The sequence below is a fragment of the Acinetobacter sp. WC-743 genome, from assembly GCF_000335555.1.
Lineage (GTDB): Bacteria > Pseudomonadota > Gammaproteobacteria > Pseudomonadales > Moraxellaceae > Acinetobacter > Acinetobacter bereziniae.
In genome coordinates this window covers 76,826-100,779 of the sequence record NZ_AMFQ01000085.1, presented here as the reverse complement: position 1 = coordinate 100,779, position 23,954 = coordinate 76,826, and the positions used below count along the sequence as shown (strand labels likewise).

At 36.3% G+C, this 23,954-nt stretch carries 18 protein-coding genes and 1 tRNA gene; 10 read left to right on the top strand and 9 right to left on the bottom strand.

Annotation, left to right across the window (positions count from 1 at the left end):
- The first annotated feature begins 24 nt into the window (after positions 1-24).
- The 3 genes from ACINWC743_RS12135 to ACINWC743_RS12125 are packed head-to-tail and all read left to right on the top strand — an operon-like array spanning position 25 to position 5,696.
- Positions 25-2,400, top strand: coding sequence for an ABC-three component system protein (locus tag ACINWC743_RS12135; RefSeq protein WP_009585634.1), 2,376 nt, complete (start codon positions 25-27; stop codon positions 2,398-2,400).
- A complete protein-coding gene (locus ACINWC743_RS24485; protein ID WP_009585579.1) occupies positions 2,390-2,956 on the top strand; it encodes an ABC-three component system middle component 1 in 567 nt (188 codons plus the stop codon). The genes ACINWC743_RS12135 and ACINWC743_RS24485 overlap by 11 nt, the downstream gene beginning before the upstream one ends.
- Positions 2,949-5,696 (top strand): AAA family ATPase, encoded by a 2,748-nt coding sequence (locus ACINWC743_RS12125; RefSeq protein ID WP_009585625.1) that lies wholly within the window; start codon positions 2,949-2,951, stop codon positions 5,694-5,696. Before ACINWC743_RS24485 ends, ACINWC743_RS12125 begins: the two co-directional genes overlap by 8 nt.
- Before the next feature lie 84 nt (positions 5,697-5,780).
- Here the strand turns inward: ACINWC743_RS12125 and ACINWC743_RS12120 are convergent, their stop codons facing one another.
- The 3 genes from ACINWC743_RS12120 to ACINWC743_RS12110 all read right to left on the bottom strand — a co-directional run bounded on the left by ACINWC743_RS12120 (position 5,781) and on the right by ACINWC743_RS12110 (position 8,682).
- The gene (locus tag ACINWC743_RS12120; RefSeq protein ID WP_035301082.1) at positions 5,781-6,989 is read right to left on the bottom strand and encodes a tyrosine-type recombinase/integrase; all 1,209 of its coding nucleotides are present in this window, start codon (positions 6,987-6,989) and stop codon (positions 5,781-5,783) included.
- A gap of 174 nt (positions 6,990-7,163) precedes the next feature.
- Positions 7,164-7,239 (bottom strand) — tRNA-Arg (locus ACINWC743_RS12115).
- Positions 7,240-7,311: 72 nt separating this feature from the next.
- On the bottom strand, positions 7,312-8,682 hold the full coding sequence (locus tag ACINWC743_RS12110; RefSeq protein ID WP_009585582.1) for an amino acid permease: 1,371 nt from the start codon (positions 8,680-8,682) through the stop codon (positions 7,312-7,314).
- Between the two features lie 319 nt (positions 8,683-9,001).
- Here ACINWC743_RS12110 and prpF point away from each other — a divergent pair, with 319 nt between their 5' ends.
- The 3 genes from prpF (at position 9,002) to ACINWC743_RS12095 (ending at position 12,474) form a co-directional block, all read left to right on the top strand.
- A complete protein-coding gene (prpF, locus tag ACINWC743_RS12105) occupies positions 9,002-10,189 on the top strand; it encodes a 2-methylaconitate cis-trans isomerase PrpF (RefSeq protein WP_009585620.1) in 1,188 nt (395 codons plus the stop codon).
- Positions 10,190-10,445: 256 nt separating this feature from the next.
- Positions 10,446-11,408: a diguanylate cyclase domain-containing protein gene (locus ACINWC743_RS12100; RefSeq protein WP_004828151.1), complete on the top strand. Its 963-nt coding sequence runs from the start codon at positions 10,446-10,448 to the stop codon at positions 11,406-11,408.
- Between the two features lie 154 nt (positions 11,409-11,562).
- Complete coding sequence (locus ACINWC743_RS12095) at positions 11,563-12,474, top strand: polyprenyl synthetase family protein (RefSeq protein WP_035301094.1); 912 nt, start codon at positions 11,563-11,565, stop codon at positions 12,472-12,474.
- A gap of 101 nt (positions 12,475-12,575) precedes the next feature.
- Here ACINWC743_RS12095 and putP read toward each other — a convergent pair whose 3' ends face one another.
- The 5 genes from putP to ACINWC743_RS12070 all read right to left on the bottom strand — a co-directional run bounded on the left by putP (position 12,576) and on the right by ACINWC743_RS12070 (position 17,338).
- Positions 12,576-14,072: a sodium/proline symporter PutP gene (gene putP / locus ACINWC743_RS12090; protein WP_035301079.1), complete on the bottom strand. Its 1,497-nt coding sequence runs from the start codon at positions 14,070-14,072 to the stop codon at positions 12,576-12,578.
- 183 nt (positions 14,073-14,255) lie between these two features.
- The gene (locus tag ACINWC743_RS12085; RefSeq protein ID WP_004828156.1) at positions 14,256-15,110 is read right to left on the bottom strand and encodes an SPFH domain-containing protein; all 855 of its coding nucleotides are present in this window, start codon (positions 15,108-15,110) and stop codon (positions 14,256-14,258) included.
- 23 nt (positions 15,111-15,133) lie between these two features.
- Positions 15,134-15,598 carry an NfeD family protein gene (locus ACINWC743_RS12080; RefSeq protein ID WP_009585638.1) on the bottom strand — a complete coding sequence of 155 codons (465 nt, stop codon included), beginning with the start codon at positions 15,596-15,598 and terminating at the stop codon, positions 15,134-15,136.
- A gap of 136 nt (positions 15,599-15,734) precedes the next feature.
- Complete coding sequence (locus ACINWC743_RS12075) at positions 15,735-16,652, bottom strand: patatin-like phospholipase family protein (protein WP_010591294.1); 918 nt, start codon at positions 16,650-16,652, stop codon at positions 15,735-15,737.
- Positions 16,653-16,711: 59 nt separating this feature from the next.
- Positions 16,712-17,338: a 1-acyl-sn-glycerol-3-phosphate acyltransferase gene (locus ACINWC743_RS12070; protein ID WP_009585628.1), complete on the bottom strand. Its 627-nt coding sequence runs from the start codon at positions 17,336-17,338 to the stop codon at positions 16,712-16,714.
- Positions 17,339-17,524: 186 nt separating this feature from the next.
- Here ACINWC743_RS12070 and ACINWC743_RS12065 point away from each other — a divergent pair, with 186 nt between their 5' ends.
- The 4 genes from ACINWC743_RS12065 (at position 17,525) to ACINWC743_RS12050 (ending at position 22,951) form a co-directional block, all read left to right on the top strand.
- On the top strand, positions 17,525-18,775 hold the full coding sequence (locus tag ACINWC743_RS12065; protein WP_009585644.1) for an MFS transporter: 1,251 nt from the start codon (positions 17,525-17,527) through the stop codon (positions 18,773-18,775).
- Between the two features lie 465 nt (positions 18,776-19,240).
- The gene (locus ACINWC743_RS12060) at positions 19,241-20,902 is read left to right on the top strand and encodes a phosphoethanolamine transferase (protein WP_009585616.1); all 1,662 of its coding nucleotides are present in this window, start codon (positions 19,241-19,243) and stop codon (positions 20,900-20,902) included.
- Positions 20,903-20,919: 17 nt separating this feature from the next.
- Positions 20,920-21,612 carry a DNA-binding response regulator PmrA gene (locus ACINWC743_RS12055; protein WP_009585623.1) on the top strand — a complete coding sequence of 231 codons (693 nt, stop codon included), beginning with the start codon at positions 20,920-20,922 and terminating at the stop codon, positions 21,610-21,612.
- 1 nt (position 21,613) lies between these two features.
- On the top strand, positions 21,614-22,951 hold the full coding sequence (locus ACINWC743_RS12050) for an ATP-binding protein (protein WP_009585607.1): 1,338 nt from the start codon (positions 21,614-21,616) through the stop codon (positions 22,949-22,951).
- Positions 22,952-22,984: 33 nt separating this feature from the next.
- Here the strand turns inward: ACINWC743_RS12050 and ACINWC743_RS12045 are convergent, their stop codons facing one another.
- Complete coding sequence (locus ACINWC743_RS12045) at positions 22,985-23,782, bottom strand: hypothetical protein (RefSeq protein ID WP_009585595.1); 798 nt, start codon at positions 23,780-23,782, stop codon at positions 22,985-22,987.
- Positions 23,783-23,954 lie beyond the last annotated feature (172 nt).

Here is a 23,954-nt window from a genome sequence, read left to right as displayed (position 1 = left end):
TAGAAAGATGAGCTTGAGGCTAGTATGCAGATTTTTTTTACTGAAGAGCAAAATCAAAAAGTCAGAGATGATAAATCTGCTTCACCAGAAGTCTTTGGATTTGATTGCGGTCAGTTACCATTTGAAAGAATGGGAGATGATCACTTTGAATTATTACTTGCTGATGTTTTTAGGGCCCAAGCAGATGCAGGCGCAGAAACTTGGTATGATGATACTTGTAGATTAAACGGCGGGGCAGATAAAGGGCGTGATGTTATATTGTTTTTGGATTCAGCCCCTGTTGGCCTAGTTCAATGTAAAAGATATGGCTCTACTGCTGTAACCCTACAAATGGTAGCTGAAGAAATTTGTAAATTTTTTCTACATGCTGTAATTGATCCATCCATTGCCGCTCCAGTTGGAGCAGAGTTTTCGTATATAGTTGCTATTGCTGATAAAGTTCAAGGTGAATTAGTAAGTTTTTTACAAGATAAAGGGAAGGCCCGCTTTGAAAAAGAAAGAGCCCTTTTTGAAAAAAGTGCAAAAAAAGTTCGTAATAAATATGTGTCACTCAAAGAAAATATATTACTTAAGTCATTAAATGAAAAGGATTTATGTGACTTGGTGTGGAAGCGAATTGATACTTTAAAAACTGGAATATACAAAAAAGATAATCTTTCTAGTTTGGTTAATAAATATCCTGATGTTAAATCTGTATATTTTAAACTGGAAAATGATGGTCAAAATGTATTAAATGAATTAAGAAAAATTTTAGAATCTTGCGGTACAACAGTAGCAAGTAATGATGAAAAATCTCTTTTAGAGATAAAAACTGAATATTTTAATCGGTCTATTGGGAATGCCTCCAAATATAATCTGGCCTTAATTCAAGGGACAGATGCAGTTTTATTTCTAAAGGATTTTCTTTCTTCGGGCGATTCAATTTTATGTTCAAAATTTGGATCTAATCCAGTAATAATAACATCAGGTGCAAAGTCAGTTCAGCCAGATAATTGGTATGAATTGAATTGTTTAGTAAAAGAATATTCTTATCCTTTAGTACTTTTTTTGGGATGTGGTGAGGTAACAGGTCAGCAACTTAATGATTGGAGCAAATTAGATGAGATTATCTGTCCTGATTCTAATTGGATACCAGGAAGAGATGAGCGATTTAATGCAGGTTGGTGCTGGATTACTGATCCAGATAAAGAGGTTTGGAATTGTTATTTGATTGTTGAGAATGAGCCTGAAGACGTCAAGTTAGGGAGTGGAAGACTTACTCTTCGTTTAGCTTTTGAAGATGCGATTATTTGGCCAACATTAGGTAATGATTTTATATTACCAATTACACATCCTCGGGCACATATTCGAAGAATGATAGTTAGTCAAAGTGAAGATAAAAAAAAGAGACGTAATTTAGTTATTAATTCCCAACATCTTAAAAGTATTGATAAAATTATAGAACCGCTTTCTGCTTACTATGCGCAGCGCTATCGATCAAAAGTTGCAGTTGCAATTGCTAATAGTGATACTTTTAGCGATTGCAAGGCTAAATTATATAGTGCCACAGGTATCTTTCCTTCTTCAGATTCGGCTTATAAAACTAGATGTACCCCTATTACATTTCAACCTGAGAGTAGAGTGTTAAGAAGAAGTGGTAATGGAGCTATTACTGCTACGATAAATTGGAATGATGGTATCAAAATCGGAGCTATATGGAATTTTCACAAGTTTGGTGAAGATGTTATAGAGGATTTACCTCCTGTAGCATTGGAATTTGATGAGTTATTTAATCGTCATCCTCCTTTGAATGGTTATGTGCAGTTTGCTCAAGAGGAATTGAATCAATTGCAAAAACTGGTTCAAAGTCAAGATATAACTGATATTCAAAAATTTACTTATAGTGCTAGACATGGGGTTAAGGGGGGTGAGTCATTCACTATTGATGATCTAACTTCAAATGGTGAATCATTAATGCAAGTTGTTCATGCATTAAGTTATATAGCTTCACATTCAGCATCTTCATGGTTAGTTAATTCAGATACTGAAGGTCATATAGCATATGCAGATCCTTTGCATGGGCCTAGTAATATTTTAGGTTTAGCTAATGAAAAAGTTATGGTACGTGACATAGAAAGTTCATTGTATGAATGGTCAATGCAATTAACGGCCCCTCCTAATTTAGTAGTTTTTGCACAATGTAGGGGGACTGTAAAAGAAAAACGACTTGTAAATAATAGACATAATTTTAAAGAGCACCCTATAGAAGAGCGAACATTTACTGAGGCTCAGACTCCTCGTGGAATTTATATGTTTAGTCTTTCTGACATTGAATCAGAATATGTCGATTCAGAGTCTAGTTCGGCTGATCAGTTTATGGGGGATATATCACTACGTAGGAAATATTTAGATGCCGAATGAAATCTTTAATATCCTTAATGACCGTGCACAAGCTGCCAAATTTAAGGTGGTTAAGAATAACAAGTTAGAGTTTTACGATAAGGAATTATGGCCAAGTGAATCTATAGAATCTCAGCTTGGATATTGGGAAAGTAGTTTTGCTTCACTTTTACTAGTTCAAGTACCTTGTACAACTCCCGAAGATGCACGAGCATATGCAAAAAATGCTGAACTATATCTAGATGCATCATTAGTTCGACGGGAAGCAAAAGGTACGGTAATTGATGGTTATCTGATATTGGCTCTAACAGAATTTAATAATGATTTCATCAATTTCATATCTGAGATAGAAAGAGATACTAGGTTTGTTCGGAAACATGTTGTGTATAAAAATTCAGAGGGATGGCACCGTTATGAACGTATTACTTCGATAGGTTTAGGTAGTGAATTGAGCAAAGTTAAAAACTCAAATTTTGAACCAGATGATGACTCTAGTGAATTACTTGAAAAACTTTCAGAATTAGGTAGTAAAAAGCTTGCGGAGCTTCATGGAAAAGAATGGAATTTAAATGAATAATCAGCCTATAAAATTTATTTCTGTAAGGATCAGTAATTTTCGAGGTATTCCAGATGTACTTCAAGTACCACTAGATGCACCGCTTACCATTATTCATGCTGCGAATGGTACTGGAAAAAGTACTATTTGTTATGCTCTAGAATGGCTTCTAACAGGAAAAGTTGAAGATTTATTGGGGGTCACAGATTTCTCGTGCGAATGGGGTGTAGGAAATACTGAAGTTTCTGCTTCATGTAGAATAGGAGGTATCTTTTATGAGCTTAGTCGATCAAAAACAGGTTTGTATGGAAAAAAGGAAGGCGAGAAGAAAACTCGAATGAAGGAAGCTGATTTATTGGAGTTATTAACACCTCCTTCTGTTTCTGGTAATACAGTTCAAAGTAATGCAAAAGCTAAGCGTGGTTGGCTTAGAAATAGTCGATGGCTTTATTCTAATTCATTAGCATTGTTAGTAGATAATAATCAAGCTGAAGAAAGGCAAAAGATATTTGCGGATATTTTGGGACTTGGACACTACGCAAGTACGTTGCGAGAACTAAAAGAATATAGAGCTAGGTTGCCGAGTGTTAAAGGACTTGAGGAAGAGGTTTTAAAACTAACTAAAAAAATTAGCGAGTTGGAGGGAAATTTACTTGCTGCTTCTCCATGGAAAGTACAGGCAACAGAAAATATTTTGGGAATATTAACACACTTTAAATTGGAACCGCAGTCTAAAAATCTTAGTGATAATTTTAGGCTTGCTAAAATTCATGTTGATTTGTTAGGTCAGCATGTAAGTTATACTAATTCTTTAGTTTCTTTTCTTTCTGATAACTGGCATCTTTATACAGAAAATAAGAAGCAGCTAGATGATATAAAAGCTGACGTACTGAAATTATCACAATCAAATTTGGAATTGACTAAAAAGCAAACGGAATTTACAGGAACTTTTGAAAACCTAGATAGACAATTAAACAATAATTTAACTTCAGTTAATTGGTCAAATGATTGTTTAAGTTCCTTAAAACTTTGGGATAATTTATTAGCTAATAAAGATGTTTCTCGATTTTTAACAATTGAAAGTATAACAATTGAAAATTTACAATCATTTGTTGAATTTACATGGAGTGATGATAAAAAGTTTTCATGGCTAAATGCTGTTGATTACTTGATTGAAAATACAGAATTAGTTCTACATTTAGTGCGACGAAAACAACAGTTAGATTCAAATATAATATATCCGCCCACTGATCTTGCTGAAATTTCACGTATTTTGCAAGAAGCTCAACAGAGTCGTATAAAAGCTGAATCTGATTTTAATATTTTAGCTAGTGTGCTTGAGAGATTTAAGACGATAGCTAGAGAAGTTGTTCAACCAAACAGTTCAATATGTCCATTATGTCACCACGATTGGAAGCAATCTGAACACCTTCATGAAAAGCTATATAAAGAAGAGTTTACACCAGAACTTTTAAAAGCATCACAAAAATTGGATGAGGCTAGAAGTGTTGAGAATGAACATCAACTTAGGTTTCAAATCACAACTGTTCAGAAAGCATCTTATGAAAAGTACATTGAAGACGTTCGTTCTGTAGATTCTCAGCTTGCTCAAGTTGCACTCCATACAAAGTATTTGGAAACAATGGGTGTTTCCGATTTTTCTGGATTTAGTGCCGAAAATATAATTTATTTAAAACAACGTATTAGGGCTGCAATTGATTTGAAAAAATTAATTGATACGGTAATTATGCTAGAGCAGTTTTTTAAGTTTGAAACTAGTAATTCAATGATTGGATTGAGAGTTAATGCTGTAGTTTTAAGAATTGAAGAATATAAGAAAGATTGTGAAGAGTGTATAAAAGTAATTGGGGATAACCGACAGGATATTTCTTCTAAGCTTAGTAATATACTTAATGAAATTAAGGCTAAAGCTAATGAGATTGAAGAAAAGAATAAAACATCTTTTGCTCTAACTAAGACAGTTAGTCAGTTTGATGAGCATTGGAAATCGGTGGTGGGAGATCACCCTTTTTCATTACATGCTTATCATAAAGCTCTCGAAGATATTCGTGAACAAAGTATCATATTGGATAATTTTCAGCGTTGGTTAAGTGAATGTGAGTCTATTGTTTCGACTGAAAGTGACGAAAGCTACATGCTTAAGTTGAAGTCTGATTTAGAAGAATTAAACAAGAAACTTACGATTGGAAAAAATTACATTTCACAAGCTGAGTGCACAATTAAACATTATGAAGAGTTCGTGAGAGAGGAAACAAAAGAAAGTCTTTCCCCTCTACTTTCACCTGCAAGTGAATTCTTTTCTCGAATGCACGCTAATGAAGTTTACCGTAAGTTGAGTGTTTCTGATGGTGGAGATGCACTGAAATGGACTGTATTTGCTGATGGATTTAATAATGCCTTAGATGCTGAGGAAAAGTTTAGTCAAGGTCAACGGCAGGATTTAGCATTGTCTCTTTATTTGGCTAAAGCTTGTAGTACTGGTGGGAGCTTTTTTCTAGATGAACCAATTGCACATTTAGATGATCTTAACCGTGTAGCTATGTTGGATATTTTTAGACTTTTAGCGACTGCTAAATCTGATTTAAATCTAGTATTAACAACGGCTAGTGATGGATTAGCTCGTCATCTTATACAAAAATTTTCAGGCATTAAAGATCAACATTTACTCAATATTATTCATCTTGATGGAAACCCACGTAGCGGTGTTAAAGCAACAGTACGGAAAAATATTTCAGTTTGAATAACAGATAATGAGTGTTGAAATATCAACACTCATTTATTTAATTAAGGAATCTTATTGTAATTAAATATTCAACATGTTTAATTAAATTTTCAATTCATCACAATAATCCGCCCATCTCTGCATCATCTCTTTTCTCTTCTCTAAATGCTTGGTGCGGTTATACGCACGCCCATGCATGTCTTTTACTTGATGAGCAAGTTGTTGCTCAATTAGTTCAATTGGAAACTCCAAAACCTCTTCTAAAATTGTACGTGCAGAAGCACGGAAACCATGTCCACAGGCTTGCTCACTGGTATAGCCTAAGCGACGTAACGCTTGATTGATGGTGTTTTCTGACATAGGTTTTAAGCTAGATGTCGTTGCAGGGAATACATATTCACTTTTAGCTTTTGTTATTTGAGCGAGTTCAGAAAGTAAATGAATGACTTGAGTTGATAGCGGGACAATATGTTGAACGCCTGTCTTTGATTTTGTTTTTGGAGGGGTATAACTCCACAAACCTTTTTCAAGGTCGATATCTTGCCATTTAGCATGTCTTAATTCGCCTGGGCGAACAAAAACTAGAGGAGCAATACGTAGAGCATATCGTGTGATGATAGAACCCTCATAATGATCAATATCATTTAAGAGTAAGGCAAAATCTTTAGGTTCTACCAAAGCGGCCATATGTGTCACTTTGGGAGGGGTAATTGCCCCCTTTAAATCTTGAGTGACATCGCGTTCACAAAAACCAACAGAAACAGAATAACGTAAAATTTGACCACATTTCACTTTGACCTTTTTAGCTGTTTCTAATTTTCCTTCTTTTTCGTAAATCCGACAAACCTTAAGGATATCCATAGCTTTAATCTCATGTACTGGGATTTTTCCAATATGTTGATTAATCACTTCTAATAAGCGTTGTTGTCCTTTAATTGTTGATTCAGCAAAGTCTTGCTTTGCCATCCATTCATTTGCAATATTTTTGAAAGTATTATTGTTCGTATTTAGAATCTCATTCTCAATTCTAACTTTTTCAACATGTGGGTCGATATTTTGAGAGAGAAGTGTGCGGGCTTCTTCACGTCTAATTCTTGCATCTGCTAGGGAGACTGTAGGGTATGAACCAAAGCTTAGGGAATTTCTCTTTTTGGTATAAGGACGTGAGTAATCAAATCTCCAATTCTTATCACCAGTCTTAGAGATAATCAAAAATAATCCATTACCGTCAGCAAGCTTCTGAACTTTTGTAGAGTCAGCTTTGATAGTCTTAATCTTGCTATCTGTTAGGGGTATAACGATTTTTGGCATTTTTACGGTAAGAGTATTGGGGGTGATGTATCTTACCGCAAAAAATACCGTAAAAAAATATGTATTAAGATGAGGTGTTATAGATTGTTATAGATGTTAATTTTATTAAATTATTGAATTTAAATTATTTTATTTGTTGGTGTGGATCGCTTGAGATCAAAATAAACCATAAAATGGTGCGCCCTGCGGGACTCGAACCCACGTCGGTCGCTTAGGAGGCAACTGCTCTATCCAGTTAAGCTAAGGGCGCGATAAGTCAATAATTTACCGTATATGCCTATGAAAAAAAAGCTATTATCGAGATAATAGCTTTATGTTCGTTCTATTTTTCTTCTGGTTTTATTTCATTCGGATTCAAAATATCAAATAAAATTAACATCAATGTGATCCATACCGGAATCATCAATACCGATTCTTTAAAACCTTGATCCCACATGATATATAAAACCACACCAATAAAGATAATCACCACAAAGTTACTCATTGGAGCCCATAGAGCAGGGTATTTACTGGTTTGATTGGTCAAGCTTAATGCACGTTTAAATTTTAAGTGGGTCAAAGTGATCATTAACCAGTTGAGTACTAAGGCGCCTACAACCACATACATCAAATGACTTAATGCGTCTTCTGGCAAATAGTAATTTAACGGCACACAACCTAAAATCAAGAACGCAGAAAGTAGGACTGATGGAATAGGTACGCCGTGTTTATTGGTTTTGGTAAAGATTTTAGGTGCATTTCCTTGCTTGGCTAAGCCATAAAGCATACGGCTATTGGCATACATACCACTGTTATATACAGAAAGTGCTGCGGTCAAGATAATGAAATTCACCAAGTGGGCTGCCCATGCGATCCCAATCATACTGAAAACCATGACGAATGGACTTTTGTCTAAGCCACCAAAATTTAACTGATTCCAAGGCACCAATGATAAAAGAATAATCATTGAACCCACATAAAAAATCAAAATACGAGGCACAACTTGATTGATTGCTTTCGGAATGGTTTTTTCAGGATCTTTTGCTTCAGCCGCAGCCATACCAACTAATTCGATTCCGCCAAATCCAAACATGAGGAAAGCCAGCATGAAGAATAACCCTTCAAATCCATTGGGGAAGAAACCACCATGCGACCATAGATTTGAAAAAGCGATACCTGAAGTAACATCTGCGGTAAGTATCAGATAAATACCGAAAACAATCATGGCAATAATTGCAGTGACTTTAACAATAGATAACCAAAACTCTGATTCACCGTAGAATTTAACATTTCCTAAGTTGATGAGTGTAATCAGTACAAAGAAAAACAGTACCGAAATCCAATTGGGGATTTCAGGCCACCAGTAGTTGATATATTTACCTACAGCCGTAAGTTCTGTCATTGCGACCAGAACATAAAGCATCCAGTAATTCCAGCCCGTCAAAAATCCTGGAAATTTCCCCCAGTATTTATTGGCAAAATGACTAAAAGAACCCGCAACAGGTTCATGAACAATCATTTCCCCCAGTTGACGCATAATTAAAAAAACGATCAAACCGCCAATTGCATAACCCAAAATAATGGATGGCCCAGCTTTTTCGATGACATGTGCTGAACCCAAAAACAGTCCTGTTCCAATAGCGCCACCCATGGCAATCAATTGAATATGACGATTTTTAAGTCCACGTTGTAACTGTGTAGACTCGTTGCTCAATGTATATAGCTCTATTTATACGAATTTAAATATTGTAATAGATTGGTTACTTTTAGCCTAGTATCGGATTGATTTATAAAGGAGAACTGCAAAGTCAAAAAACAGTATCTCTAAGTTTTTGTTTAATTTTCAATGCAATAAGTTTTATTTTAGTTTTTTAAATTTATATTTAAACTGGTGGATATTTATTCAATTTTCATTTTTTTATTTCATACTTAAGTCAATCAATCCGTGTTTTTTCAAAAAAAAAGGGTAATATAAAACTGAATAATGATTCATTATTTTAGACAACAAAGATAATTGAAAGGAATGCGATAAAATGAGTTTTGCACCGCAAATCAAAATCCCTGCAACCTATATGCGTGGGGGGACCAGTAAAGGCGTGTTCTTTAGGTTGGAGGACTTGCCGGAACGCGCGCAAACAGCTGGACAAGCACGTGATCAATTGTTACTTCGAGTGATCGGTAGTCCAGATCCTTATGGAAAGCAAATTGATGGCATGGGTGGTGCAACATCAAGTACCAGTAAAACGGTGATTTTGTCAAAGAGTTCACAACCTGAGCATGATGTAGATTATCTTTTTGGACAAGTTTCAATTGATAAAGCATTTGTGGATTGGAGCGGTAATTGCGGAAATCTCACTGCTGCGGTAGGTTCCTTTGCAATAAGTAATGGTTTGGTCGCAGCAGATCGAATTCCTGAAAATGGTATTTGTACTGTTCGTATATGGCAGGCGAATATTCACAAAACGATTATTGCACATGTTCCTGTAAGTCATGGTCAAGTTCAAGAAACCGGAGACTTTGAGCTAGATGGTGTAACCTTTCCTGCGGCAGAGGTACAAATTGAATTTTTAGATCCTGCGGACGATGGCGAAGATGGCGGAGCAATGTTTCCAACAGGCAATGTGGTTGATACTTTAGATGTGCCAGAAATTGGTACATTCCAAGCCACTTTAATCAATGCAGGAATTCCAACAATTTTCTTAAATGCAGAAGAGATTGGTTATACAGGCACAGAACTACAAGATGATATTAATGCTGATAGTGCCGCTTTAGCGCGTTTTGAAAAAATTCGTGCTTATGGTGCATTGAAAATGGGCTTAATTCAGGACATTAGTGAAGCTGCAAATCGTCAACATACTCCGAAAGTGGCATTTGTGTCTAAGCCTAAAAGTTATACTTCTTCAAGTGGTAAACAAGTGACACAATCAGATACAGATTTACTGGTTCGTGCACTGTCAATGGGTAAACTTCATCACGCAATGATGGGAACAGCAGCGGTGGCAATTGGTACGGCGGCAGCTATTCCACAAACCTTGGTGAATTTGGCCGCTGGAGGTGGTGAGCGCGAGGCAGTACGCTTTGGTCATCCTTCAGGAACGCTTCGAGTGGGTGCACAAGCTTTAAATGAAAATGGTCAATGGGTTGTAAAAAAAGCCATCATGAGTCGTAGTGCACGAGTGCTTATGGAAGGTTGGGTACGTATTCCTGCGGATAGTTTCTAATCTCTTTTAAGATTTAAAGCTTTATCGATTGGTCTAATTCATTTCGACAAAAAACCTTGCTTATGCAAGGTTTTGTTATTTTGTGACGTTTGTCGTCAATTGCATTATTTTTGAGTGGTGTATTGCATAATATTAATTATATTATATAGAAACTTATTTTATTGAATGCTTTTTCGACGTATTCAATCTTGTATTTAGAGGTGAATTCAACGCTGATTTCACTTTATTCAAAAATAAATCAGCTTTGAGGTGGTGTATGGAACAAGAGCTTATAAAACTACAAGCTAGCCTTGAAAGTTTGAAAGTTTTTGAATATTTACAAGATATAGATAAATTGCATTTGGTTTCGTTTATCTCGCAGATTCCTTTACCGATCGCTTTGCTTGATCAAGAAGCACGCTTTTTAGGTGTGAATCAAAAGTTTGCGGATATTTATGAAAGTGATGCACTGTATTTGTTTGATAAGTTGTTAAATACATTTTCCACAGTGGTTTTTGCCCATTTTAATGAAGCAATGCGCCATTTTGCAAAAAATCAAAATGATTTTGAGCAGGAATTTTATGTCAAAGGAAAATTCTATCTCTCTTATTTTAAAGCAATTCGTAATCAAGATAATGAAATTGAAAGGGTTGTGGTGGTTTGCTCTGATATCACGCGGTTAAAACGACGTGAAAATGTTTTATTAAATAATAATCGAAAGTTACATAATCACCTTTATTTGGATTTAGTCACAGGCTTACAAAATGCTTTTGCTTTTGATCATTACTTAAGTGAAAAATGGAAAAAGAATCAGCAAACAACAATTTCGTTCATTAAAATTGATTTAGATGACTTTAAGCGTTTTAACCAACTCAACAGTTATACTGCTGGAGATGATATTTTAATTCGGTTGGGCGCTGTACTTAGCGAAGCCATCAGTCAAACTGAAGCACAGATTTTTCGTTTAAATTCAGCAAGTTTTGTCGTTGCGATAGCGCAGTTGACTGAGTGGGCAGTCATGACACTTGCTGAAAGATTTAGATTTGCCATTACTGAAGAAAAAATATTTTTTGGAAAAAACGATGAATATCTAACGGCATCTATTGGGATTGTGCATTTAGATCCAGAACATCAAAATGTAGAAGTTGATGTTAAAAAAGAACTCGATTTCGCTGTTCGTTACGCAAAGAAAAAAGGCAAAAACTCCTTATTTTTATTTAAAAATTTAGGTTTGGATTAAATAAAGCTTTAGTTCTGTATTTCGCATATATGTATGCCAATAAATGGGTGAGAATTATAATCACTCATAGTAGAATGTCTCTGACTCATCCAATATATCCATTTTTTTGAAACTTGATTTCTAGTTTTAAAAAATTGTGCAAAACGAGGCAGATGTGACTTCAATTCCCCATGTAAATGCAGAAATTTTACAACAGGCACAAGTGCAAATTCAGCAAGATTTACAAACAGCTTTAGATGCTTTTTCTTTGCCTGAACCATTAAAATCAGCTGTGCATCATACTGTGATGTTAGGGGGAAAACGGGTTAGACCTGCTTTAAGTTATGCAACATTTCAATTAAAAGCTGATAATCCAAACTTTGCAGCAGTGCGACGAGCAGCAGTGGCAATTGAATTTATACATTGCTATTCATTGGCACATGATGACTTACCTTGCATGGACAATGATTTATTACGTCGTGGACAACCGACATGTCACGTCGCTTTCGGTGAGGACACTGCATTATTGGCAGGTGATATATTGCAATCCATGGCATTCGAGGTTTTAGGGAGTCGGCTTTTCGATCAAGGACAAACAGTAGATCAAGCCATTATTCTCAAGCAAATGCAGATTTTGGCAACAGCCAGTTCAAAAATGGTGTGTGGGCAGGTTTTAGATTTACAGGCTGAAGGCAAACATGTTGATCAGGAACATCTGGAAAATATTCATCGTAATAAGACAGGTGCACTCATTCAGGCAGCAATTATGATGGCTGCTGTGACCATTTTTTCAGGAACGGATCAGGCGATTCCGCAACTGCGTCAGTATGGTCAAGCGATCGGTTTAGCCTTTCAAGTACAAGACGATATCTTAGACGTTATTTCGGATACTGAATCTTTAGGAAAAACGGCAGGCAAAGATGAGCAAGTGGATAAATCAACTTATCCTGCGTTAATGGGTTTGGAAAATGCTCAAATTTATGCGCAACAATTACATGATCAAGCATTTAAAGCACTCGCTTATTTTGGAGAAGATGCCAAAGAGCTCAACCAAATTTCACAATTCCTGCTGGCTCGAAAAAGCTAACGGAAATATTTAAAGAGCAAGATCCATCAATACTATAGTCGTGATAATTCAGCGCATATAAAGCATTAAAATTCCCCCTTTATGAAAAGGGGGCAATAGGCTTAAACAGATTCTTTGTAAATTGCATCCGCTTTTTCAAAACGTTCAATCATATCTGTTGAAGGTGCTTTGCTGATCAAGCTAAATAGAATAATAGTGATAAAAGAACAAATAAAGCCTGGAATAATTTCATAAATACCAGTTGTTGCAAATACTGGAATATTTTTCCAAAGGATCACTACAAGCGCACCCACAATCATACCTGTAAGAGCGCCAGATAAAGTCATCCGTTTCCAGAAAACAGAAAGAATAATCAATGGACCAAATGCAGCACCAAAACCAGCCCAAGCATAAGCGACTAATCCTAAAACCTTCGCCTCAGGATTACTAGCAAGAACAATAGCAAGAACAGCAATCAGTAAAACCATTAAACGACCTACCCAGACCAGTTCTTTTTGAGATGCAGTCTTACGAATAAATGCTTTGTAAAAATCTTCTGTCAAAGTGCTTGAACACACCAATAACTGGCAACTCAGGGTACTCATGACAGCAGCAAGAATAGCCGCTAAAACGATACCTGCAATCCATGGGTTAAATAGAATTTTAGTTAATTCCATAAATACCGTTTCAGGATTGGCATTGACCGTTGCCGCTAATTCAGGATGCATTTGGAAGTAGGCAATCCCAAAGAAACCGGCAGCAACTGCACCGCCTAGACAAAGTGTCATCCAAGTCATACCAATACGACGTGCATTTGGGATTGATTTCACCGAATCTGCTGCCATAAAGCGAACCAAAATATGAGGTTGCCCAAAATAGCCTAAGCCCCATGCCAAAAGTGAGATGACAGCAATACCACTCAAATCTGCAAATAAACTATAGGCTTGAGGGCGTGCTGCGTCTAATGCTGCATTTACTGTAGTCATGTCACCTAAACTGAGTATGGCGACAATCGGGGTCAGTAATAATGCAAAAATCATCAATCCTGCTTGAATGGTATCTGTCCAACTGACAGCAAGAAATCCGCCAATAAATACGTAACTGATTGTCGCAATGGCACTGATCCAAAGTGCCGTACTGTAAGACATGTTGAACATGCTTTCGAATAAACGCGCACCTGCCACCATGCCAGAAGCACAATAGATGGCAAAGAAAATAAGAATCACAACAGCAGACACAACCCTTAAAATCTTTTTATGATCATTAAAGCGATTTGAAAAATAATCGGGAAGTGTAAGTGAGTTATTTTGAATTTCAGTGTGGACACGCAAACGACCTGCAACCAGTAACCAGTTCAACCAAGCACCCATGATTAAACCAATGGCGATCCAGACTTCAGATAGACCTGATAAATAAATTGCACCAGGTAAACCCATCAGCAACCACCCGCTCATATCAGATGCACCTGCAGACAATGCAGTAACAAAACTGCCTAAACGACGTCCACCTAAAATATAATCATCAAAACTGGTTGTGGCGCGATAAGCGACTAAGCCAATGATGACCATTGCAACTATATAAAATAGAAAGGTAATTAACGTGGGGTTAAGGGAGCTCATACGATATCCATATACGTGGAAAGATTCAGATTCAAGGTGGAATCTAAAATAACGTGAAATTTAACCACAAATTACAAAAAAATGCTGATCATTTCTTAAACGTTAAAACAGAGTGCTAAATTTCAAAGGCAAAAAAAATAGGTAACCTTAAGATTACCTATTTTGACTTTGGGGATGAGGGAGTTAATTATTTCTGCCCATAACACCACGAATGGTATTCATAATGTCGGCTGGCAACACAACTGTTTTAGCATTATTAGATTTCGCCATATCTTGCATCGCTTTTACATATTGCTCACCAAGTAGATAGGCAACAGGAACTTCTTTGTCACCAACGGCAGAGGTGACCATTTCAATCGCACGTTGAGATGATTCAGCAAGAACAACTTGTGCTTCTGCATCACGACGAGATGCTTCTAAACGACCATCTGCTTCTAAAATAGCAGCTTGTTTTTCACCATCTGCTTTAGTCACTGTTGCTCGACGTTGACGTTCAGCAGCAGCTTGAGCCTCCATGGCAGCTTGCATGGTATGAGAGGGTTGAATATCCTGAATTTCTACAGTTTTGAGGGTAATTCCCCAATCTGAAATATCATCTGAAATCGCTGCTTTTAATTTTGCTTTGATGTGATCACGCGAAGACAAAGCATCATCTAAATCCATTTCACCAACGATTGAACGGAGTGAAGTTTGTACAAGATTTTGAATTGCCCATGTATAGTTTTCAATACCATAGACTGCTTTCTCAGGTGTCGTCAGGTTGATATATGCAACAGCATTCATCACCAAAACAGCATTATCACGAGTAATAACTTCTTGTGATGGGATATCTAAAACGATATCTTTGGTTGTGACTTTATAAGCAACTTCATCGACATAAGGGATGACGAAGTTTAAGCCAGGGCTTAAAGTAGAATGATATTTACCTAAACGTTGTACAATCCATTTGTAACCTTGAGGGACAATACGAACCCCCTTAAAAATGGTTACAGCAACGAATACAAATAAGACTAAAACAACAATAGAACCAAAACCCATTTAATTTTCCTCTTTATTCTTCATTATTGAGATGATGAATGTAGCTGTACAACTAAATCATTACCTAAAATATCTGTCACACGTACACGGTCACCCACTTGTACAGGTGATAGGGTACGGCAGTTCCATTCATCAGAACCTAAAACAGGCATCGGAAAGCGCACGCGAATCTGATCATGACTGAGTCCAGTTTGAATGACCATACCGGTTTGTCCAATCGTTGCTTCACGCGGAAGCCCAGCTTTGGTTTTATCTATAGAAAGTGGTTTGACGAATTTAAACCAAGCGACAGTACAGGTGATGGATAAGATAATCCAACACACGACTTGTAAGGCAAAGCTCATACTTGGAAACAGCCAAAACAAAATACTGACCACAACTGCAGCGATACCAAACCACAAGGCAGCAAATGCAGGTAGAATAAGTTCAGATAAGATCAGCAATATGCCAAGTACAAACCAATGCCACGGTTCAAAAATAAAGTCCATAATCTACCCTAGTGATTATCATTGGTATAGATGACGAATCATCTCTACCAATGTAGCAGATCATTTTAATACTGCATATAAAAACGTATTTATTCTTATATTCAATTAGGATGAAGCGAAGTATTTCATGTTCCAGTTAAAACTTTGCTCGTGGCGCAGGTTTTAAAGCAGCAGGGGATTTTTTAAAGTTTGAGATCGCATTCTGAATTGCAATAATTTTACCTTGTGCGGCTTTTTCACCTTCTAAAATTGCCTGATTACTTGATTTAAGGTCAAGTGTTCCTAAATGCCCAACTTTAGGTTGTATCACAATATTGGCTTGAGCCAATTCATTATTGATACTTTGTTGCCCCATGATATTAATGGTTTGATCTAATAATCCCCACATATTCATTGGCTGACTACCACTCGGTCGAGCAGAAATATCAACAGCGATGACAATATCCGCGCCCATATCACGCGCAGTTTGTACTGGAATTGGACTTACTAAGCCCCCATCAACATATTTGGTGTTTCCAATTGTCGCTGGCACAAATACATTGGGAATACTACAAGAAGCACGGACAGCCTGACCTGCATTGCCCTTAATAAACTCTGCTTTCTTGCCGTTGTCTAAACGAGTTGCGACAGCTGCAAAACGAATCGGAAACTGTTCGATCGGTTTATTGGCGACATTGCGATTAACATAATCTTGTAGTTTTTGACCAAGCACGATGCCTTGGCTATTTAAAGTTAAATCACGTAAATCAGATTCTTTTAATTGTTGGGCAATTTGTTGCATTTGATAAGGGGTTTTACCACTGGCATAGATGCTACCAACAAAGCTCCCTGCACTGGTGCCTGTTACAATTTTTGGCTTTATCCCATGAGATTCTAAAACCTTAAGTACACCAATATGAGCAAAACCTTTTGCACCGCCGCCGCCAAGTGCAATGGCAATAACAGGTTCACGAGCCTTAATTGCTGTGGTTTGGGTTGGAGTTTTTGCTGTCTTGTCACAGCCAACGAGGGCTAGACCCAATAAGCCTATAAAACCAAGTTGTTTAACACGCATGGGAATTACTTTTGTCAAAAATATATGCTGCACATCTGAACAGATTGCATCTTTTTTTTCTAGCCATTTTTCCATAGTTTTTGTAAAGGAAGTGATAATAAATGCGGACGTTTAGGCGAAAAGTTTCCTTTAAAACGCGCTAAAATATCATCTAAATCTTTGTCATAGTCACCTGTAGGCTGTAGTGTGCCTAAGCAATGAATACGTTTTTTCTCATAATCTAATGAAAAGACAGCAATTGGAATACCCGCACCCATGGCGATATGATAAAAACCGCTTTTAATCCTTTCTGCTCTTTTTCGGGTGCCCTCAGGCGCAATTGCAATCCAGATTTTTTCCTGTTGTTGAATCACTTTGATAATTTGCTGTGTCAGCCCATGTGGAGAGTCGCGATGAACGGGAATAACACCAATCCACTCAAAAAGAGATTTCAATGGCGTTTTAAACAGGCTGTCTTTGCCAAAAATGGTGACTTTAACACCAATCCCTAACATCGCAAGAAAGGCATATAAACCATCATAGTTTGATGTATGGGGAGCAATAAACACCACGGCTTTAGGTAAGTTCGGAAACTCACCCTCAAAACCCCAGCCTTGAACCAAGTAAAGGTTTTTAAATATATTGCGACTGGTGGTATTGCCACGCTGGGGCACTTGATCGGGTATATTTGGAAAATTCTGTGACATCGTATTTTTATGTGACTGCTCTTGTATTGGTATTCATTTTTTGCTTAATACAACATAGACATCCATCCATTGGATATCCGCAAAATGTAAATATTACAAAATTTGCAAATTAAAGCAATATATCAAATTTAAAGTGTTCAATCATTGCAGGTGAGTCAATGTTGATGATTCTTGAGTCGAGTTAGCATGCCATATCATTATTTATTGTTATTCTCTTTATACTGGGCTCAAGGTTTACCTGTGGGATTTATGACTCATGCGTTGCCAGTGATCTTACGTGCTCAAGGCGTGTCATTGGCTCATATTGGTGGTTTTGGACTGTTAATGGCACCATGGGCAATTAAAATTTTATGGGCACCTTTGGTGGATCGTTATGGACATCACCAAGCAGGGCATTATCGTAGTTGGATTATTCCCACCCAGATTTTAACCATTGTCATTCTGGTTATTTTATCTTTCTTACCGATTCAATCTTTAAATGAACCACGGTTTTTATTTCTGTTTTTTATTGCATTGCTGTGTATGAATAGCATCGGTGCAACTCAAGATATTGCTACTGACGGTTTGGCAGTAAGAATATTAAAAGAAGAACAGCAACATTTTGGTAATATGTTTCAGGTTATTGGTTCTCGCCTAGGGTTTATTGTAGGTGGTGGAGCAATTTTATGGGCAATGGATTGGCTCAGTTGGCAGATGACTTTTCTTATTTTGGCCGCTATCGTTGCTTGCAATACATTGCCAATTTGGTTTTATCAAGAACCTGAACATCTACGTATTGCCAGCAAAAAGACATCACATCAAACAAACATAGATCGCTTTGAATGGTTTAGAGATTATTTAAGGTATTTCTTTGAAAATAAAGAATTAACAGCATGGTTTTTTGTACTTTGCACAATCAAAGTTACAGATGGATTTGCAGGTCCAATCACTAAACCGTTATTGGTTGATTTGAAATTGAGCCTTTCTCAAATTGGTATTTACATTACAATGCTGGGCGCATTTTCTGCACTATGCGGCGCTGGGTTGGCAGGATTGTTTTTAAAGAAAATAAAACGTCATCAAGCCTTATTGTTATTTTCTGTCTTGAAATTAATCAGTTTAGCAGGTTTCGTTTGGTTGGCAGTTTTATATGAACAAGCCGTTCCTGTTGCGCCGTGGATAATTTATCTGATTAATGCTTTAGAAGACATGTTTGCTGCAATGTTATTGGTGGTGATTTTAACCTTGGTGATGCAGTATAGCCGAAGCGAATATGCTGGAACTGATTTTACTTTTCAAGTTTCAATCATGGCAAGCATCAGTGGAGTCCTATATACAGTAAGTGGAATGATTGGAGATCAACTGGGGTATTTAAAATTCTTAAGTTTAATTTTACTTGTAGGTATGTTTTGTTTAATTCCAATTATATATTGGATGAGAAATATGTATGAAAAGTAATATTATTTAGATAAACAGTATTATTCTCGATTAAGATATTGATTATTGTTTTAAATTTTCTTATTTTAAAATGAATTTAAATATCAACTTAAACAATAGCATTTTATTTATGATTTAGAGGTCATTATTTTACATTACATTTAGATAAGACAAAAATTACTTTTTTGTCAATTTTAAAAGTATAGAAATTAATTCCTGTATGATTTTTTTATTGGCTCATTCTTTTGACACCGAAGAATGAGCCAATCCAAATTGAATGGGCAGAATTGATTATCTATTAGGTTATAAAATAATATGTAACAACCATTATAAATATTTATTCTAGTTTGAATTTCTCAAATAATGAGAAATTTTAAGGGATTAAAATTTGAGATTAATGCTGTTAGGTACTCAAAGAATGCTTTTAAGTTCAATTTAAGCTTCATTTTTTAACTTAAGGTCATTGAAGAGAGTATTGCTACAGTAATGTCTAATTTAATACAACGTATCAAACAACGAGAAGTCTCCATTTCCCTCACTGCCTTTAATTTTATTGTTGCAGTCTGGTTAGGGCTATGCCTGAACTTTGGTTTTCTGGGCAAAGTTCAAGCGCTTACTCCTTATCAAGGTATAAAAGCCCAGCTCTTTTTGATTGCTACAGCTTTAGTATTGATTGCTTTATACAATCTATTACTACAGCTCTTAGATTGGAAATGGACCGCAAAATTCTTTGCAATCATTCTGGTATTTATTGGTGGTTTTAGTGCCTATTTTGTCAATTCATTGGGTGTGATAATTTCACCTGATCAAATTCAGAACATGGCACAAACTGATTCTGGTGAAGTTGCAGACTTGCTCTCTTTTCAATTTTTTGCATGGACCGTTAGTTTTGTTATTTTACCTATTCTTTTGATTTTATGGATCCGTATTAAACCAGAAAAAATAAGCAAGATTGTGCTTTTTAAAGGGCTTAATATTGTGGGTTCTTTAGCTGTTATTGGTGGATTATTATTTGTATTCTATGTCGATTATGCAGCTATTTTTCGTGAGCATCGTGATCTAAAAGGTATGATTTCACCTCAAAATACAGTGGCTTCAACGCTTTCATATTTCCATAAAAAAGCACCTAAAAAGAATTTGCCTTTGATTCGTTATGGTGAAGATGCACATATCGTTGAGGATATTGCTTTACAGCATAAACCCAAATTGATGGTTTTGGTGGTGGGTGAAACAGCACGCGCAGAAAGTTTCGCGTTAAACGGTTATGCTAAAAATACCAATCCCGAACTATCTAAGCAGGCGAATATTATTAATTTTTCTCAAGTTAGTTCATGTGGTACTGCAACAGCTGTATCAGTACCTTGTATGTTTTCAGGTATGCCACGTGTAAATTATGATGAGCAACTTGCGAGTCACCGAGAAGGATTATTGGATATTGCACAACGTGCAGGGTATAAGGTGACTTGGATTGATAATAATTCAGGCTGTAAAGGTACCTGTGATCGTGTTGAGAAGTTTGTTATTCCTCAAGAATTAGAAAAGAAATGGTGTCAAGGTGGTGAGTGTCTAGATGGTATTTTGGTTGATAGTTTAAATGTATATCTCAAGCAATTACCTAAAGATGACAAACAGCCTCATTTGATTGTTTTACACCAAATGGGCAGTCATGGACCAGCTTATTACAAGCGTGCGCCGAATGAATTTAAGAAATTTAAACCAACCTGTGAAAGCAATGCGATTCAAGGGTGCTCTTCAACTGAATTAATCAACACTTATGATAATTCGATTGTCTATACTGACCATATTTTGAATCAAGTGATTGAAAGCTTAAAGCAGCAAGACAACTATCGAACTGGTTTCTGGTATTTGTCTGATCATGGTGAGTCTACAGGTGAGCGTGGCATGTATTTGCATGGCGCACCTTATGCAATTGCGCCTACTCAACAGACTCATGTCCCGATGTTCATGTGGTTTTCAGAGAACTGGAAAGCTGCATCTGCAAAACAAATTAATTGTTTAACTCAACAAAAAGCAGCAAAATTGAGTCAAGATAATTTATTTCCAAGTCTTTTGAGTTTATTGAATATTCAAACTCAGGTGATTGATCAAAAGAACAATATGTTGCACCAATGTGCAGTGAACAGTTGATTGAAAGGACATAGAGCATGACCAAAATTTTAATGATAGAAGATGATTTTATGATCGCAGAATCATCGAAAACATTGTTGAAATACCAAGGCTTTGATGTTGAATGGGTCAATAATGGCTTAGATGGTTTAAAACTCATCTCAGAAAAACAATTTGATTTGGTTTTACTCGATTTAGGCTTACCAATGATGGACGGAATGCAAGTTTTAAAGCAAATTCGTCAACGTTCAGGTTTACCTGTACTGATTATTTCAGCACGTGATCAATTACAAAATCGTGTTGATGGTTTAAACCAAGGTGCAGATGATTACTTGATTAAACCTTATGAATTTGATGAGCTGGTAGCGCGTATTCATGCATTATTACGCCGTTCTGGAGATGCTACAAAAGAGGTGATGGGGCAGTCATCGAATCTGTTAAAGAATGGTGAGATTGTTTTAGATGTTGAACAACATATCGCAACATTGAAAGGTGAACCAGTTGAGCTGTCTAATCGAGAATGGGCAATTTTGATTCCACTGATGACGCATCCCAATAAAATATTTTCTAAAGCAAATTTAGAAGATAAATTGTATGCTTTTGATAGTGAAATCAACAGCAATACGATTGAAGTTTATGTTCATCACATCCGTTCAAAATTAGGTAAAGATATTATTCGTACAATTCGTGGTTTAGGCTATCGTTTGGGGCAAGCACATAAAGCAGAATAATATGGGAACTGCATTTTCTCTAAGAAAGCGTTTAATTCGTTATACCTCTATCTTTAGTATTTTATTGGGCTGCGTATTAATTTTTTCAGCTTATAAAATTTCTTTAGAAGAAATTAATGAAATTCTTGATGCACAAATGGTTTATTTGGCGGAGCGGGTTGAACTTAACCCTCGACCTATTCAAAGCCATTTTGATGAGCATAAGCGCTATCATGAGGAGGATCTATTTATAGATGTGTGGTCTTATGCAAACCCTCAACAGGTTCCAAACACCCCTCATCATGTGATTATTGAGCCTAAGCAGAAAGCTGGGTTTTATAGTCAAGAGACCGCAAATGGGACATGGATTACCTATATTTTACCGACAGCGAACTTTCAGATTCAAATTAGTCAACAGGAAAAAGTCAGAGAGCATTTGGCTTTAGAACTTGCAGGAAGCATGTTTTTGCCTTATTTGTTGATTATTCCATTTGCTTTATTGGGCTTGGTCTATATTATTCGCCGCAGCTTAAAGCCTTTAGAGGACTTTAAATCTGAATTGGCAAAGCGTGATTCTAACTCGTTGGTGGCGATTCAAAATGCACATTATCCAGAAGAATTATTGCCTACCATTCAGGAAATGAATCATTTATTTGAGCGGATTTCTGAAGCACAACAAGAGCAGCGGCAATTTGTAGCAGATGCTGCGCATGAACTGCGAACTCCCATAACAGCATTGAATTTACAAACTAAAATTTTAATGAGCCAATTTCCTGAAGAGGAAAATCTAAAAAACCTCAGTAAAGGTTTAGCACGTATGCAGCATTTAGTGACGCAGTTACTTGCTTTGGCGAAACAAGACGCTTCGCTGAATCATGAAGTGCAGGTCACACAATTTAAACTGAATGATGTTGCACTCAATTGCGTCGAGCAATTGATGAATCTAGCGATGGAAAAAGATATTGATTTGGGTTTTATACGTAATGAAACTGTTGTGTTAAAAAGTGTCGAACATAGCCTTCATTCAATTATTTTTAATTTAATTGATAATGCAATTAAATATACACCTGTCTCAGGAATGATTAATATTTCAGTCTTTGCTGATATCCATGATTTTGCTTATGTTTTAATTGAAGACAGTGGTCCAGGCATAGATACAGAGATGTATGATAAAGTGTTAAAACGTTTTTATCGTGTGCATCATCACTTAGAGGTGGGAAGTGGTTTAGGTTTGTCGATCGTAGATAAAGCCATACAGCATTTGGGTGGCGAGCTATTACTTTCTCGCAGCGAGGAATTAGGCGGTTTAAGTGTTTTGGTTAAAGTACCTGTTCAACTCAATATTAAACCTATCGAATAATCTCAAATTCCTCAATAAATGAACCATGTCCTTTTAAATCAAAGGAAGTGGTTCATTCTTTTTCATATACTGGAAAAATGTCAGGCATTTATGCATTCTTCGCCCATCACTCCCTAATTTTTCTAAACTAAAATTTGCAACCCAATTGAGTTTGTTCCCAATTCGACAGATTTCATTATATTTCGATTTGCATGGGTAGATTTCAGCAATAAAAATATCACACGCTTGTGCAATTTCATCATCATTGAAACGGAATGCTGTTGAAAAAATAAAACATAACCAATCACGAATTTGGCAAGTTTCTAGATCTAGCATTTCGCCTGGGTCTGTTTCAAAGTCGATAAAAGTAAATTCTTTGTGGTGATTGACTAAAATATTGCGCGCAAAAGCTTCGCTGAGATAACTTCCTTTCTGGTGAACTGCTTGAATTGCTGAAATTGCTTCACGAAAGAATTCTAATTTTTTCGCTGTATTGCCCTCCATTCTAATCAATGCTTGGTCAAGTTGCATGACCTGATCACCAGCGTCTTCAATCAATAGACCTTGAGAGCAATTCGCTAAAATCTGAGGTGTGGGAATACCTAATGACTGTAACTCAGTGAGACGATGAACTTCACAATAAATTGACTTACTTCCACCATAGTTAGGAATTGGAGTTAAAGCTTCAATATTAAGAATGTGTGCAACCCATTTTAATGGCATATAAATCCATGCAGAGTGTCGTTCTGAAGCTTTTTTAAGCCACACTTTGCTGTTATCCAATTGATAAGGTTGGATATTTGAGTCTTGAGCTTTAAGGGTATTACGGAGAAATTTAGAAAAATTACTCATATTTACACGCATAACATTACTAAATTGTTTTGAGTATAATCAAAATATATTAAATTGTAAAAATTAAGATTAGTTTAATAATTTAATATTTAAATTTTGTAAAATCTCAGCCTTTTGAATTATTCATTTGATCTCGTTCATTAATTAAAATGATCGTATCTAATGAACTTTA

What these genes read in the sequence shown, in the direction of transcription:
- ACINWC743_RS12135 (WP_009585634.1), top strand. Translation starts at nt 25, where the DNA reads ATGCAGATTTTTTTTACTGAAGAGCAAAATCAAAAAGTCAGAGATGAT.
- ACINWC743_RS24485 (WP_009585579.1), top strand. Translation starts at nt 2,390, where the DNA reads ATGCCGAATGAAATCTTTAATATCCTTAATGACCGTGCACAAGCTGCC.
- ACINWC743_RS12125 (WP_009585625.1), top strand. Translation starts at nt 2,949, where the DNA reads ATGAATAATCAGCCTATAAAATTTATTTCTGTAAGGATCAGTAATTTT.
- ACINWC743_RS12120 (WP_035301082.1), bottom strand. Translation starts at nt 6,989, where the DNA reads ATGCCAAAAATCGTTATACCCCTAACAGATAGCAAGATTAAGACTATC.
- prpF (WP_009585620.1), top strand. Translation starts at nt 9,002, where the DNA reads ATGAGTTTTGCACCGCAAATCAAAATCCCTGCAACCTATATGCGTGGG.
- ACINWC743_RS12100 (WP_004828151.1), top strand. Translation starts at nt 10,446, where the DNA reads ATGGAACAAGAGCTTATAAAACTACAAGCTAGCCTTGAAAGTTTGAAA.
- putP (WP_035301079.1), bottom strand. Translation starts at nt 14,072, where the DNA reads ATGAGCTCCCTTAACCCCACGTTAATTACCTTTCTATTTTATATAGTT.
- ACINWC743_RS12085 (WP_004828156.1), bottom strand. Translation starts at nt 15,110, where the DNA reads ATGGGTTTTGGTTCTATTGTTGTTTTAGTCTTATTTGTATTCGTTGCT.
- ACINWC743_RS12080 (WP_009585638.1), bottom strand. Translation starts at nt 15,598, where the DNA reads ATGGACTTTATTTTTGAACCGTGGCATTGGTTTGTACTTGGCATATTG.
- ACINWC743_RS12075 (WP_010591294.1), bottom strand. Translation starts at nt 16,652, where the DNA reads ATGCGTGTTAAACAACTTGGTTTTATAGGCTTATTGGGTCTAGCCCTC.
- ACINWC743_RS12070 (WP_009585628.1), bottom strand. Translation starts at nt 17,338, where the DNA reads ATGTCACAGAATTTTCCAAATATACCCGATCAAGTGCCCCAGCGTGGC.
- ACINWC743_RS12065 (WP_009585644.1), top strand. Translation starts at nt 17,525, where the DNA reads ATGCCATATCATTATTTATTGTTATTCTCTTTATACTGGGCTCAAGGT.
- ACINWC743_RS12060 (WP_009585616.1), top strand. Translation starts at nt 19,241, where the DNA reads ATGTCTAATTTAATACAACGTATCAAACAACGAGAAGTCTCCATTTCC.
- ACINWC743_RS12055 (WP_009585623.1), top strand. Translation starts at nt 20,920, where the DNA reads ATGACCAAAATTTTAATGATAGAAGATGATTTTATGATCGCAGAATCA.
- ACINWC743_RS12050 (WP_009585607.1), top strand. Translation starts at nt 21,614, where the DNA reads ATGGGAACTGCATTTTCTCTAAGAAAGCGTTTAATTCGTTATACCTCT.
- ACINWC743_RS12045 (WP_009585595.1), bottom strand. Translation starts at nt 23,782, where the DNA reads ATGAGTAATTTTTCTAAATTTCTCCGTAATACCCTTAAAGCTCAAGAC.